Raw genomic sequence first — 11,918 nt, forward strand, 5'->3', positions numbered from 1 at the left:
CCGGCGCGGTATATCGGCATAAAATATGCCAATCTCAGATCGATCCATTTGGGGGCAATGATGGCAAGTTTCCCGGAAATGTACGAGCGGTGGCTGGCAGGCCCTCTCTTCCAGCCGTGGGCCGAAATGACTCTCGAAGAGGTGGAGTTGTCTCCAGGCGATCGTGTCCTCGACATCGCTTGCGGAACAGGAATAGTGGCCCGCGTTGCAAGGGAGCGGCTCGGTGACGCCGGATACGTCGTCGGCGTCGACGTCAGTTCGGATATGCTTGCCGTTGCGCGCGCCGTGGCACCGGGCATCGACTGGCGCGAAGGCAACGCCAGCGCCCTGCCTCTCCATGACGCAGAGCAGTTCGACGTTGTCGTCTGCCAGCAGGGACTGCAGTTCTTTCCTGACAAGCACGCGGCGGCGGCGCAGATGCGGCGGGCGCTGGCGAAGGGAGGCAGGCTGGCGGTAGCCACTTGGCGATCCGACGATGAAATCCCGTTCTTTCGGGAGCTGCGCCGCGTGGCGGAGCGCCGCCTGGGCGCCATCGCGGATCCCCGGTACAGCTTTGGCGACGCGGCCGCGCTTGAGGCGCTGCTCCGGGACGCCGGCTTCCACGAAGTCCGGTTAACGACGATATCGCGCACAATACACTTCCAGGACGGCGCACCCTTCCTGCAATTGAACACGATGGCGCTCGTCGGCATGAGCGCTGTCGGCAGGGAAATGGGAGATCAGGAACGCAAGCGCGAGGTGGAGGCCATCGTGAGCGAAAGTGCGCCCGCGCTGCACCCCTACGCCGATGGATCGGGACTCGCTTTCGAGCTCAGCACCAATTTGGCGACAGCCGAAGGCTGACGTGTTCCATCGCTGTGCCGATATCGGCATTAATGGTCATGCGACTGGACGCGGGGCGGGCGAATGGACATTCGATCGACACTGACGGAGCTATGCGAAGCCTTCAACGCCCACGATCTCGATCGCATCATGGCGTTCTTTGCCGAGGACTGCGTCCTGGAGATGCCGCGGGGCAGCCAGCCCTGGGGCGCTCGTCTCAAGGGCAAACAGAACGTGCGAGACGCGCTGGCAACACGCTTTGAGGGCCTGCCCGATGTCCACTATGGCAATGGCGAGCATTTTGCCGACGAGGCTGCCAACACCGGCATGTCAAAATGGACCCTCACCGGCACCACCCGCGAGGGGGTGAAAAAGGAGGTACGAGGTTGCGACTTCTACACGTTTCGCGACGGCAAGGTGATCCGCAAGGATTCTTACTGGAAGATTGTGGAGTAGGCGTTGGCATTGGGGCGAGGCCGATTTGCACCACAACCTTGCCGAGATTTCCAGTACAACCGCCGCACCGCGTTCAAGGTGACCGACGCCTAACGCCATGACCACGCTACAGCATCCGGTCGGACCGCTTATCAGTGTCGGATACGGTGCTGAAAGACATCGTCCACTCTTCCCACCGGAATCATCTGCGCTAGAGACTGTAGGAAGCCTACATCAGCTGCATTCCACTTCGCAGCCTTATCGTAGACTAGATAGTGCGCGGGATCGTCATCTCTGCGACCAACGTCCATATGCGCCGCTGCTTTGGCGTTAATCGAACTAGGATGCGGATTCACATGATCGAACAGGATTCTACTGCTCTCGATACCGACCTGAAAATCAAAGTGATAGATACGATTGCTAGCGCCTGCAACCTCGACTTCCTTTGCGATGTTGCGGCGTCCGAACGTGACAACCAGTGACTCGTAAAGCCGCTCGATCAGCCTCACGCCAACCTCGTTGGTATATTTGTCTAGGGCGTAGCGTGCTGCAATCGAAGCGGTATTGGCTACCAATGAAACCAACGTTGGAACGTGAGCTACATCGATCGCTGGCGACGTGATCTGATTACCCTCAAGCCGTAAGCCGCTCTGCTTACAGAACGGGCCAAGCCAACGAGCAATATCGGGAACCTTTACGCCGTGGGCTTCCACGGTATGAGCCGTCGCGCCTCTGTCTGACACAACGCAAAGGTCTGTCCCGCCTGATATATAAACCGTGACGGATCCATTAGAGGGGAACAGACAGCCAGTCGCAACGGCGATCTCGTTGTCAACTAGAAACGTCTTGAAACAATTCTGGTCGACCAGAACTTTGAGCGCTTCAATCTTGCTCATAGCAATCTTCCGCGCGATGGACGGTCAACGAAGACGCCGTTGTGAAAGACGATGTTGACACTCTGACAAAACCAAAACAAGGCTGACTGGTACGACATAATAGCAGGTTCAAGTGGCCGGGCGTAGGAAAGTTCCTTGGGAAGCGTATTCGCTTCGCAAAAGCGGGCATTGTCCGGCCATGCATGGCAATGCGGCCCATAAATCCTGCTCTCAAACTCTGAAAAATCCCCGACGGGGTTATCATGAAATTTCTCAGGCGGATCAAAATCCAGCCTGGCAATGCATGGCGGCACGTTCAGCGTAATCGTAAAGCCGTTGTTGCCGCTCATCGGAAAGGACATAATGTCCAGCGACGCAGTAACGGGGATACCATCAATTGCGAGAAGGTATTTGAGGCGACACTCCTCGGTATGAGCGTCACAGGACCATCCACTAGTCCCCTCAATCGTCTTTGTAGCGGCAAGAAACTCTGCCACCGCTTCGGCAGCGTGTTTGTCTGCTTTGATATCCAGCCATTGGGCCATCGATTCCCCCGCCCCTGCGATTAACAGGCAAACAATGGGAGAATCAACAGCCTCGCAGTCCGGGCTCCGCCAAGTCGACCATCGCTCCCCCTCACCTGAAGGCCCCAAGCGGGTCGCTCTGCCCCGCCGACCGTTTGCGCCCTGCCCTGAACTCCGCGGGGTCAACCACCGCTTCCCGCAGCATCATCACGCCGTAGCGGGTCGCCGCCATCAGATCGTCGCGCAGTTTCACCACCTGGCCGTCCTTGCGGTGATAGAGGCGGAACTCCTCGAACCAGGGCAAAAGCGTCGAAAACACCTTGAAGCGGCCGGATTGCATGCGGTCGAGCATCTCCATCAGCCCGGCCTCGACCGAGACCGACCCATCCGGGAACTGCGCATGGCGGGTCAGCATGTTCAGCCCGTGCGCCGAGTACTGTTTGGCCAGCGCCACGCCGGCGCCTTCCAGCGTCTCGCGGCGGCCGTCGCGCGGCCATGCCCAGGGCAGCCATTCGCCCCATGGCTTCAGCGTCAGCGCCTGCATGGCCGGCGTCTGCTGCGCGGCCCGGGCCGCCTTGGCGACATAGACGACATCGGCCTCGGTATCCCAGGCAAGTTCGACCGCGGCCGAGGGATGGTCCCAGCCGAAATCCAGCGCCCCGATGCGCGGCCAGTAGCGCGGCAGCCGGAACGGCTCGCAGGCGATCAGCTCCTCGGCGATCGGAAAGATGCGACCGGAGCCGAGCACCGGAATGCCCTTTGCGCGCGCTTCGCGTTCATGCTCCGGGTAGGCGGCAACGATCGCGGCGCGCTCGTCCGGCGAATAATGCTCGGCATCGTCGATGGTCATGAAGGTGACATGGCGGGTCATGGCTCACCTTCCCGGATTGATTCAGGATGCCGCTGTAGTGCGTTGTTCGGACGTGGTTTTTTTTCGAAGGCAGGAACAATCGGCTGTTCTGCATCGCTGCACTCTTCGGTCGGTATCACGGCATGGATCCCGCCTCTGCATCGCTTCGCTCCTTGCTCCGCCCTGGGATGACGAAGGCGTACCGGAACGCTACGTTGCAACAGAAGACAGGGGCAATCGCCGTGATCGACCTCGCCGTCATCTACCGCGCCTACATTGACTGCCTGAACCGCCAGGACTGGCCTGATCTCGGGCAGTTCGTCGACGACGGCGCGGTCCACAATGGCCGGTGGCTCGGGCTGGCGGGCTATCGCGCCATGCTGGAAAGAGACTTCGACGACATCCCCGACCTCCAGTTCAACATACAGAAGCTGATTTCAGAGCCGCCCTATATCGCCAGCCGGCTGGCCTTCGACTGCAGGCCGAGGGGAATTTTCCTCGGCTTGCCCGTCAACGGCAAGCGCGTGTCCTTCACCGAGAATGTGATCTACGCATTCCGCGACGCCAAGATCGTCGAGGTTTGGTCGATCATCGACAAGGCGGCGATCGAGGCTCAGCTTTAGGGCGATTGGCGATTCCTCGCCCCCGCAAAGCGGGGGAGAGGTGGCTCGGCGAAGCCGAGACGGAGAGGGGGAATGGCGCAGAAATAGCCGGATGAGGATAGCACCAGCTTTGCCAAGGCTGGAACTCTACGAAGGCCCCTCTCCGGCCGCTTCGCGGCCACCTCTCCCCCGCTTTGCGGGGGCGAGGAACCCAAGTTCTGTTGCATCGCTTGCCCAGCTGCGTTGGTCATCCGGAGAGGCCAATGGTATTCTCAAGGAAATGCTAATAACATGGACGCTCGAACCAGCAGCGCCTGCCAAATGCATTGGGAATGCCATGCGAAGGTTCATTTTCGCGGCAGTGTGTATCGCAGTCACAGCATCGGCAAACGCCCATGACTGGTACCAGGACAAGATTGACCCGCAGACGGGATTAAAGTGTTGCGGCGGTTCAGATTGCCACCCCGTACCTCGGTCTTCGGTGCAGTCCAGGATCGACGGGGGCTACATTTACTTGCCGCAGAACTACAACATTTCGCGCAGCCGCACACAGGAATCCCCTGACGACCAATACCACATCTGCGAGGGCACCTACGTCGTAACCAATCAGCTCTATTTGCGTTGCTTTTTCGCACCCCGCGTCAAGGTCTCTCTAGGGCGTGATCAAACACGCATGTCTGCTTCCGACAACACAAGTCAAGAACTCTCATCAGGGAGGATACAATGACCAAGCGCGGACGCATCTGGGTGACAAGGGCTTGGTGGGTCCTTTGGCTTTTTGCATTGCCGGCCCATGCAAGCAACTTGGGTGATCTAGTCAGGAAGGGCGACGTCGCAGCGGTGACTTCCGCCTTGGACAAAGGCGCCGCTATTAACGAAATTGACGGTGTGACGGCGCTCTATATCGCCTGCGAAAAAGGAAATGTCGAACTAGCAAAACTTCTGATCGATCGTGGGGCGGACGTTAACCTGCCCGTCAGTTGGCAAAGAACGCCACTCTATGCCGCCAACAAGGGTGGGTACGCCGACATCGTGAAACTGTTGCTCGATAATGGGGCCAATCCAAATCAGCTGGCGAAAGCGCAGACCCCGCTGCACGTGGCTGCCGAGAGTGGCTGCCTTCAGTGCGTCATCTATCTTGTGGATGCTGGAGCAGAGGTCAATGCACTGACATCGAATGGAAGTCCGCCCATACATTTGGCCAAGCTCGCTGGTCACGACGACGTCGTGGCCTACTTGCACAGTCATGGCGCCGGACGACCGGCCCTTGCGCCGATTTCGCCACGGCTTGCATCGGCAAACGCTGAATCGGGCAAAGAGATTTTCGGCAGAACGTGCGGGGCTTGTCATCTTGTAGTGCTGGGGGTCAAGAATCCCAAGCCCAATCTGTGGGGGATCGTAGGACGGCGGAAGGCTTCGCAAAGCGATGTCGAGTATTCGGCAAGTCTAAAGGACGCAGGTGGCGATTGGACCTTTGAGGAACTCAATTTTTTTATCTCAAACCCCGCACTCACTTTGCCTGGAACCGATATGAGTTTCCCGGGTCTGCAGGACGAGAAGCAGCGAGCAGACCTCATCGCTTACCTCAGGACCTTGAGTGACACACCGTTGCCGCTTCCCTAGGATTGATTGCTGCTGTCTGCGGGTACTGTGAGGTGGCAGCGGTGGCAAGCTGCTCCCTTCTCCTCCTGAGGAGAAGGGAAGAGCGCTCACTTCCCCAGCCCCTCCACCTCCTGCGCCGACAAGAACAGCAGCACCACATCCGACATGCCAAGCAGCGGCGTGAAGGTAACGATGGTGATGCCGCCGGTGGCGTTGGTGCGGGTCAGGCCTTCGGAATAGATGTCGAGCGGCGGCTCCTCGTCGAACCAGACGCCGTGCAGCGTTTCGCCCTGCCACTTTTCGCGGCCCTTTTCAAAACTCTTGAACGACAGCACCGATTCATCGGCCTGGACATCGCCGCCGCCGCCATGGCGCACCACGACGCTGTCGAGCGCACCGGGCGCGCCGCGCCCCATGGTGGTGTGGACGATGGCGTCGCCGGGGATCATGCCGGTGCCCCACGCCGCCTGCTGCTGCGGCGGGCCGACCAGAATTCGCTGCGGGTTGTCGCGCGTGCCTTCGCCGGTGACGCCGGCCGCCCATAGCCGCACGGCGGTGTCGAAAACCTTGCCTTGCCACCACGCGGGATAGCGGCCGGTGAGGTGCATGGCCCATTCGGCGCCGCCGGCCCGGGTCTTGCCGAGCTGGTTGCCGGCCATGAACAGTCGCTCGCGGTTTTGCGCGCCGGCCGCGTGGAATTCGGCCTGGCGTAAATAGGGCTGGTAGGCGGCGAGCTGGTTAGTGCGACGCCGGCGATCCAGTTCGGCCAGCAGGCTCAGATATTCCTTCCGCGCCAGTGCCTGGCTTGGCGAGGAACGGCCTGAGGACAGCTTCGAGGCTACGGATGCGGCTGCGGATCTCGTCATCGCTCAGCGCGTCCAGATGGTTGATTTCGACATGCAGATCCTTCGGCAGCACCGACAGCACGATTTTCAGATACTGGTCGGGCTTGTCCGCACGCACCGCGGCGATGACGCCGGCGCCGTGGCTGCGAAAATCTGCGCGCACCGCCTCGACGAAGTCATCGCCCAACGTTTTCTTCGGCCGCTTGCGCCTGCCAGCGGTTTTCGGCGCGGGCTTGCGGGACGGGTTTTCAGCCATGCGGCGAACCCCCGGCGGGCTCTGCGGCCCGCCTCGCCGGCCTGGCCGCCCTGCCGTTGCGGGATTTCCGGCGTGCCGGCTTTGCCTTCTTGCGCACCGTCTTGGCCGCATCGGGTTTTACCGCGGCTTTGGCTGGCGTGGCGTCGCCCTGCCCGGACTTTGCCGCCGCTTCAGGTGGGGATTTCAGGTTCGTCCTGGCGATGCCGACCGCTCTGCCGTTGACGCCTTGCGACCCCGGAGCAAAACCGAAGCCGCCGACCGCATCGACCGGGCCGCCCTTGACCATGCCGATCAGCACACCCGGCGCGACCGTCTCGAAACGGCCGGCCCGCGCCTGCGGCGCACTTTCGAATTCGCCGATAGCGCTGACGACCTCGCGGCCGTCATCGTCGGTGATGATGGTGGCGTAGCGTGTGGGCATGGGTTTCTCGCAAGTGTCGCGTTCCTTCGCGCCCCCCTCTGGCCTGCCGGCCATCTCCCCCACAAGGAGGGAGATTGGCTGTCGCCACGGCTTTCGCCAATTGCCAACGTTGCGAGGCGCAGTGAGGCGCTGAAGTTGCCAATCTCCCCCCTCGTGGGGGAGATGTCCGGCAGGACAGAGGGGGGCGCTGTCCTGCCAGCGTGTCCGATCAGACTGAAAACAAAAAACCCGCCTCGGCGGCGGGTCGGTGGCGCAAATCAGCACCATGAACAAATATTAGCATAGCTGCCGTCACCCGGTCAAGGAAATAATTCCTAGGTCGACGAACCCCTTGCCGTGGCGATCACCGAAGTCGGCGCCACTGTGAACCCTCTGGCGAAACCGGCCAGAAAACAAAAACCCGCCTCGGCGGCGGGTCGGTGGCGCAAATCAGCACCATGTCCAAATAATAGCATAGATGCCGTCACCGGGCAATCGCGACACGGCATGGACTCCGTCGGAATCATAGTTGATAGCGCTACCATGGCGATAGTCAAGCCATATGCATATGTCCTAAAGTGCCATGCCACAGCGTAACCCTGCCTGATATTCTTGCCCTGGTGGGAACAGGGGAGCAACGCTATGTCTGGAGAAAGCATTCAGCGAAATATAGGTTTGACCGTCGACATCGTCGCGGCCTTTGTCAGCAACAATTCAGTGCCGGTGGAAGATTTGCCGGCGCTGATCGCCAGCGTCAATGCTGCCCTGGGCGGCTTGGAGCAGTCTGACGTTCCGGCGCAAGCCGCGCCTGAACCCGCCGTCAATCCGAAGCGGTCGGTCACGCCGAACTTCATCTTCTGCCTCGAAGACGGCAAGAAATTCAGGTCGCTGCGGCGCCACCTCGGCTCGCGCCACGGCATTACGCCGGAGGTCTATCGCGCCAAATGGGGGCTGCCGGCGGATTATCCGATGACGGCGCCCAACTACGCCGCCAAGCGGTCGGAACTGGCCAAGCAGTTCGGCCTCGGAGTCAGGTCGAACGAGGCACCAGCCGGAAAAGCCGCCGCCAAGCGGAGCCCCAAGGCGTAGCAGCGCGGCGCCATTGCGCCGCCCGTTTGCCTGTGGAGGACGACCATGGTGATTGGAGAGCCCGATGACGTTCGCGTCGAACGGATCGACCGCCGGTGGGCGGTGCTGGTGACCGAGCAGGGCAAGCTGACCCGGCACCCGTTCGACACCCAGGCCGAGGCCGAGGCGTTCGCCGACGAGCAGCGGACAAGGCTTGGCCTTCCCGCCAAGCCGCCGGTCGACGATCCCAGGACCCCGTAAACCTGTGGAAATGCCTCGATCCATGGACATATCGGCCGCTCAGGCAGTTGCGACCGGCTGGTCATTAGCCTGCGCTTATGGAATCATTTTGCCCGGGACTTGGGAGGGCAGGATGGACAAACCAGCCATGGCATCCATGTTCAGGATGCGGCATGCACCAGCAAAGGTATCGGGCGTTCGCAGCATAGGCACAGGCCAGGCCGATCCGGTCATCGCCACGAGGCCGCTGGGCGAGGCGATCCGCTTCGTCATCAACGCCCATCCCCATTACGACATCAGCGCGGTGGCGATCAGCTGCGGCGACGGTCCGCACCTCGGCAACAGGGAGGTGAAGGCGCTCTGGCTCGAATACGGCCATCGCTGGATGGAAGAATAGGCCGCGGATGGCTGATCGATCCCGCCTCACCGATCGACGCTGACACTGTCCAGATCGGATTGCCGTGTGGAAGGTCCTAAGGCATGAAGCCGAGCATCGCCATCAGCGACAGCCCTGCGATCAGGCCAAAGGCGATGACCAGGCCGAAATACCGCTCCAGAAGGCTGGAGGGCCTGCGCCAACTGCGTCGCATGTGAGGAGAGCTCCCGTTCCCAGCAAACTGGCGCGCGGCAGCGGAACGTCAAGGCCTGCTCGACATGTCATTGCTTCGATGGTCTGCTGGCGGCGACCAGTGGCGATGGGCGCCGTCGGTACCGGATTGGCGCCGTCTGGATCGGAACAGGCGTTCGTGCGTTGGTCCTTACCCAATGGGAGCAAAACAATGAATGTCGCCAATCTGCAACTCGAAGGCCTGCTGATGGCCATCGCCTCGATCAATCAGGTCTTGGTCCGCAAGGGCCTGCTGTCGGTCGAGGACATCGACATCGCCTTGCGCAAGGCCGAGGCCAGCGAAACCAGCGAGGAACGATCCGGCGGCATGTCGGCGTCGAGCCGCGATGCCGTCAACTTTCCGATCCGGCTCCTGGAGCTGGCCAACCAGTGCCAGCCGGAGACGGATATGCCGTCCTTTTCCAAACTGGCGCGCATGGTCGGCCAGATGAAGGAACCCTACAACGACCAGATGTGAGGTGGCTTTGGCGTGTCGTCGCAGTTGACGTCGATGTCGGCGCCGCCCCTCATCCACCTGCGGGCACGATGGCCCTTGGGCGATGTCACGCCCTGCCCGGCCAGCCCTGGCGCAGTGCCAGCACGCTGCCCGGCCCATGGACCGCGGCGAAGAGCAGGCCGGCGGCGAATGGGAAATGGGACATGAAGGCGCCAAACTCGGCCTGGTTGCCGGCCCAGTTCGAAGGACCGTGGAAGGCAAAGCCGAGGAAGACCACGTAGACCGCGCCGATCGCCGCTGCCGGGGTCAGGAACGCGCCGGTCAGGAAGGCGATCACCAGCAGGGTTTCGAGGATCGCGGCGCACCAGGCCAGGAACAGCGGGAACGGGAAGCCGGCGGCGGCGATGTAGCCGGCGGTCATGCCCATGTCCATGAGTTTGAAAGCCACCCCCATCGCGAACATGGCGGCGAAGATCAGGCGGGCGATGAGAATGGCGGCGGTCTGCCAGGTCGATTGAGTGGTTTCCACGATGTCCTCCGGATTGAAGCTGTTGATGCTCCAAGGACGGAGGAAGGGCGGCGGTTCCGACAGGGGTGGGAAAAATTGTTTCGGGCGGAGGCGAGGCGGACAGATCGATGCCGGCGGGACAGCGCCCCCCTATGGCCTGCCGGCCATCTCCCCCACAAGGAGGGAGATCGGATGTCACGCCGGCTTTCGCCAATCATCGACGTTGGAGGAAGCGCCGTCGACGAAACTGCCAATCTCCCCCCAAGTGGGGGAGATGTCCGGCAGGACAGAGGGGGGCGCGAAGGATCGCAGCTTAGCTTGGCCAGCTTCTGGCCCCTACCCCACCTTCTCCGGATGGCTGATCGAGTCCCTCACCACCCCATACTCGCCGCCCCAGCGGTCGGTCATGTCGCAACGGATGTCCCAGAGTTCCGGGAAGAAGCGATGGCGGGCGCCGGCGGCCAGCAGTTCGACCGGGCGGCCCTTCAGCGATTTCGAGCCCAGCCCGATCGAGCGGTGGATGAGATAGAGATGGTTGGCGCGGAACTTTTGGAACAGCTCGTCGAATTCGATCAGCGCCTCGGCGACGACGTAAGAGTCGCCGTGATCGTATCTGGCATCGTAGACATCCTCGACCGTCAGCCCGCGGCCATCGAGATAGGCGGCTTTGAAGGCCCGCCACAGATCCGGCGGCATGCGCAGCAAAAGCTTGAAGCCCGGCGATTCCTGGCCGCTGCCATTGCCGAGCTGCAGCCTTATCTGCTGGTACTCCTTGGGCGACATGGTTTCGAGCAAATCGAGCTGCGTCGTCATCATGCGCATCAGCCGGTGCACGCGGCCCATCAGCGTAACGATGCGATGGGTGTTCTGTTTTTCGAGGAAATCGATGACATCGACCAGCGTGTAGGTGATGAGCTTCATCCACAGCTCCTCGACCTGATGCACGATCTGGAATTGCAGCTCGTCGGCATTGACCATTTCGGCCAGCGGCTTCTGGCATTGCAGAAGCGTGTCGCATTTGAGGTAGACGCCGTAGTCGCGCATCTCCGGGGTTTCGATGCGGGCATAGTAATCCGGCTTGTTCATGCAGCTGCTCCTTGCCCGGCCCATCGCCGCAGGCTCTGTCTGGCGACAGTGTAGCCGCTTTGTGCTTGAACATTGTTCCTTTCTGTTATTCAAATGGCCGGAATTGAAGGACGGATGTCCACCTATGTAGCAATTTCAGGGAACGATCCATGCTGGATGCCCTCGACCGGAAGATCGTCGCAGCACTCGAGCGCGATGCGCGAATCTCCTTTGCCGTGCTCGCCGACGAGGTCGGCCTGAGCAAGACGCCGTGCTGGAAGCGGGTCAAGGCGCTCGAGGATGCCGGTATCATCCGCGGCTACACCACGCAGATCGACCCGGCAAAACTCGGCTTCGGCATCGAGGCCTTCATCCAGGTGTCGATCGATTTCGAGGTGTCGGACGCCTTCGAGGCGGCGGTGCAAAAGCACCCGCTGATCCGGCGCTGCCACGCCACCACCGGCGAGGCCGACTATCTGCTGCAGATCGTCACCGTCGACATGATGGCGCTGGACCGGATGCTGCGCGAAGAGCTCAGCCGCCTGCCCGGCGTGCGGCGCACCATCACCTCGATGGCGATGCGCGAGATCAAGAGCGATATTTCCTTTGCCAATGCGGCTGCGCATGCGCTGAAAAGGTGAGGCGCGCAAACCAGATGAATTGAGACGTTGGCGCAGCAGCACTGCCCGCCGAGATTGGCTGTCTCGGCGTCGCGCTTTTCCTGCAACGTTGGAGATTGGCGAAGGCGCGGCGGCGAGCCCT

Annotated in this window: 17 protein-coding genes; 9 read left to right on the top strand and 8 right to left on the bottom strand. The window is 61.4% G+C overall.

Annotated elements, in window-relative coordinates; all coding sequences use genetic code 11:
* The first annotated feature begins 60 nt into the window (after nucleotides 1-60).
* The gene (locus AC1DXU_RS07640; protein WP_477366516.1) at nucleotides 61-843 is read left to right on the top strand and encodes a class I SAM-dependent methyltransferase; all 783 of its coding nucleotides are present in this window, start codon (nucleotides 61-63) and stop codon (nucleotides 841-843) included.
* 63 nt (nucleotides 844-906) lie between these two features.
* Nucleotides 907-1,278, top strand: coding sequence for a nuclear transport factor 2 family protein (locus AC1DXU_RS07645; protein ID WP_477366519.1), 372 nt, complete (start codon nucleotides 907-909; stop codon nucleotides 1,276-1,278).
* Nucleotides 1,279-1,409: 131 nt separating this feature from the next.
* Here the strand turns inward: AC1DXU_RS07645 and AC1DXU_RS07650 are convergent, their stop codons facing one another.
* The 3 genes from AC1DXU_RS07650 to AC1DXU_RS07660 form a co-directional block, all read right to left on the bottom strand.
* Nucleotides 1,410-2,153, bottom strand: coding sequence for a hypothetical protein (locus AC1DXU_RS07650; RefSeq protein ID WP_477366522.1), 744 nt, complete (start codon nucleotides 2,151-2,153; stop codon nucleotides 1,410-1,412).
* The gene (locus AC1DXU_RS07655) at nucleotides 2,150-2,677 is read right to left on the bottom strand and encodes a hypothetical protein (RefSeq protein ID WP_477366525.1); all 528 of its coding nucleotides are present in this window, start codon (nucleotides 2,675-2,677) and stop codon (nucleotides 2,150-2,152) included. The genes AC1DXU_RS07650 and AC1DXU_RS07655 overlap by 4 nt, the downstream gene beginning before the upstream one ends.
* 91 nt (nucleotides 2,678-2,768) lie before the next feature.
* Complete coding sequence (locus AC1DXU_RS07660; RefSeq protein WP_477366528.1) at nucleotides 2,769-3,527, bottom strand: phage terminase large subunit family protein; 759 nt, start codon at nucleotides 3,525-3,527, stop codon at nucleotides 2,769-2,771.
* 194 nt (nucleotides 3,528-3,721) lie between these two features.
* Between AC1DXU_RS07660 and AC1DXU_RS07665 the strand changes: the two genes are divergently transcribed.
* Nucleotides 3,722-4,129 carry an ester cyclase gene (locus tag AC1DXU_RS07665; RefSeq protein ID WP_477366531.1) on the top strand — a complete coding sequence of 136 codons (408 nt, stop codon included), beginning with the start codon at nucleotides 3,722-3,724 and terminating at the stop codon, nucleotides 4,127-4,129.
* 702 nt (nucleotides 4,130-4,831) lie between these two features.
* Nucleotides 4,832-5,731, top strand: a complete 900-nt coding sequence (locus tag AC1DXU_RS07670; RefSeq protein WP_477366534.1) for an ankyrin repeat domain-containing protein — start codon at nucleotides 4,832-4,834, stop codon at nucleotides 5,729-5,731.
* An 86-nt stretch (nucleotides 5,732-5,817) separates the two neighbouring features.
* Here the strand turns inward: AC1DXU_RS07670 and AC1DXU_RS07675 are convergent, their stop codons facing one another.
* Genes AC1DXU_RS07675 through AC1DXU_RS07685 form a run of 3 tightly spaced genes read right to left on the bottom strand, consistent with a single transcriptional unit; the run spans nucleotide 5,818 to nucleotide 7,232 of the window.
* Complete coding sequence (locus AC1DXU_RS07675; protein WP_477368878.1) at nucleotides 5,818-6,540, bottom strand: terminase large subunit domain-containing protein; 723 nt, start codon at nucleotides 6,538-6,540, stop codon at nucleotides 5,818-5,820.
* Nucleotides 6,449-6,811: a hypothetical protein gene (locus AC1DXU_RS07680; protein ID WP_477366537.1), complete on the bottom strand. Its 363-nt coding sequence runs from the start codon at nucleotides 6,809-6,811 to the stop codon at nucleotides 6,449-6,451. The genes AC1DXU_RS07675 and AC1DXU_RS07680 overlap by 92 nt, the downstream gene beginning before the upstream one ends.
* Nucleotides 6,804-7,232, bottom strand: coding sequence for a hypothetical protein (locus tag AC1DXU_RS07685; RefSeq protein WP_477366540.1), 429 nt, complete (start codon nucleotides 7,230-7,232; stop codon nucleotides 6,804-6,806). The genes AC1DXU_RS07680 and AC1DXU_RS07685 overlap by 8 nt, the downstream gene beginning before the upstream one ends.
* Before the next feature lie 621 nt (nucleotides 7,233-7,853).
* Between AC1DXU_RS07685 and AC1DXU_RS07690 the strand changes: the two genes are divergently transcribed.
* From AC1DXU_RS07690 to AC1DXU_RS07705, 4 genes are all read left to right on the top strand, one after another.
* On the top strand, nucleotides 7,854-8,300 hold the full coding sequence (locus AC1DXU_RS07690) for a Ros/MucR family transcriptional regulator (RefSeq protein ID WP_477366543.1): 447 nt from the start codon (nucleotides 7,854-7,856) through the stop codon (nucleotides 8,298-8,300).
* Nucleotides 8,301-8,345: 45 nt separating this feature from the next.
* Nucleotides 8,346-8,540: a hypothetical protein gene (locus AC1DXU_RS07695; RefSeq protein WP_477366546.1), complete on the top strand. Its 195-nt coding sequence runs from the start codon at nucleotides 8,346-8,348 to the stop codon at nucleotides 8,538-8,540.
* A 112-nt stretch (nucleotides 8,541-8,652) separates the two neighbouring features.
* Nucleotides 8,653-8,916 carry a hypothetical protein gene (locus tag AC1DXU_RS07700; RefSeq protein WP_477366549.1) on the top strand — a complete coding sequence of 88 codons (264 nt, stop codon included), beginning with the start codon at nucleotides 8,653-8,655 and terminating at the stop codon, nucleotides 8,914-8,916.
* Nucleotides 8,917-9,298: 382 nt separating this feature from the next.
* Complete coding sequence (locus AC1DXU_RS07705) at nucleotides 9,299-9,604, top strand: hypothetical protein (protein WP_477366552.1); 306 nt, start codon at nucleotides 9,299-9,301, stop codon at nucleotides 9,602-9,604.
* Nucleotides 9,605-9,689: 85 nt separating this feature from the next.
* Here the strand turns inward: AC1DXU_RS07705 and AC1DXU_RS07710 are convergent, their stop codons facing one another.
* The gene (locus AC1DXU_RS07710) at nucleotides 9,690-10,112 is read right to left on the bottom strand and encodes a DoxX family protein (RefSeq protein WP_477366555.1); all 423 of its coding nucleotides are present in this window, start codon (nucleotides 10,110-10,112) and stop codon (nucleotides 9,690-9,692) included.
* Nucleotides 10,113-10,427: 315 nt separating this feature from the next.
* The gene (locus tag AC1DXU_RS07715; protein ID WP_477366558.1) at nucleotides 10,428-11,177 is read right to left on the bottom strand and encodes a tryptophan 2,3-dioxygenase family protein; all 750 of its coding nucleotides are present in this window, start codon (nucleotides 11,175-11,177) and stop codon (nucleotides 10,428-10,430) included.
* A gap of 149 nt (nucleotides 11,178-11,326) precedes the next feature.
* On the opposite strand from AC1DXU_RS07715, the gene AC1DXU_RS07720 reads away from it, so the two are divergent.
* The gene (locus tag AC1DXU_RS07720) at nucleotides 11,327-11,797 is read left to right on the top strand and encodes an Lrp/AsnC family transcriptional regulator (protein ID WP_477366562.1); all 471 of its coding nucleotides are present in this window, start codon (nucleotides 11,327-11,329) and stop codon (nucleotides 11,795-11,797) included.
* The last annotated feature ends 121 nt before the right edge of the window (nucleotides 11,798-11,918 follow it).

Source organism: Mesorhizobium sp. P3_A10 (assembly GCF_056403175.1).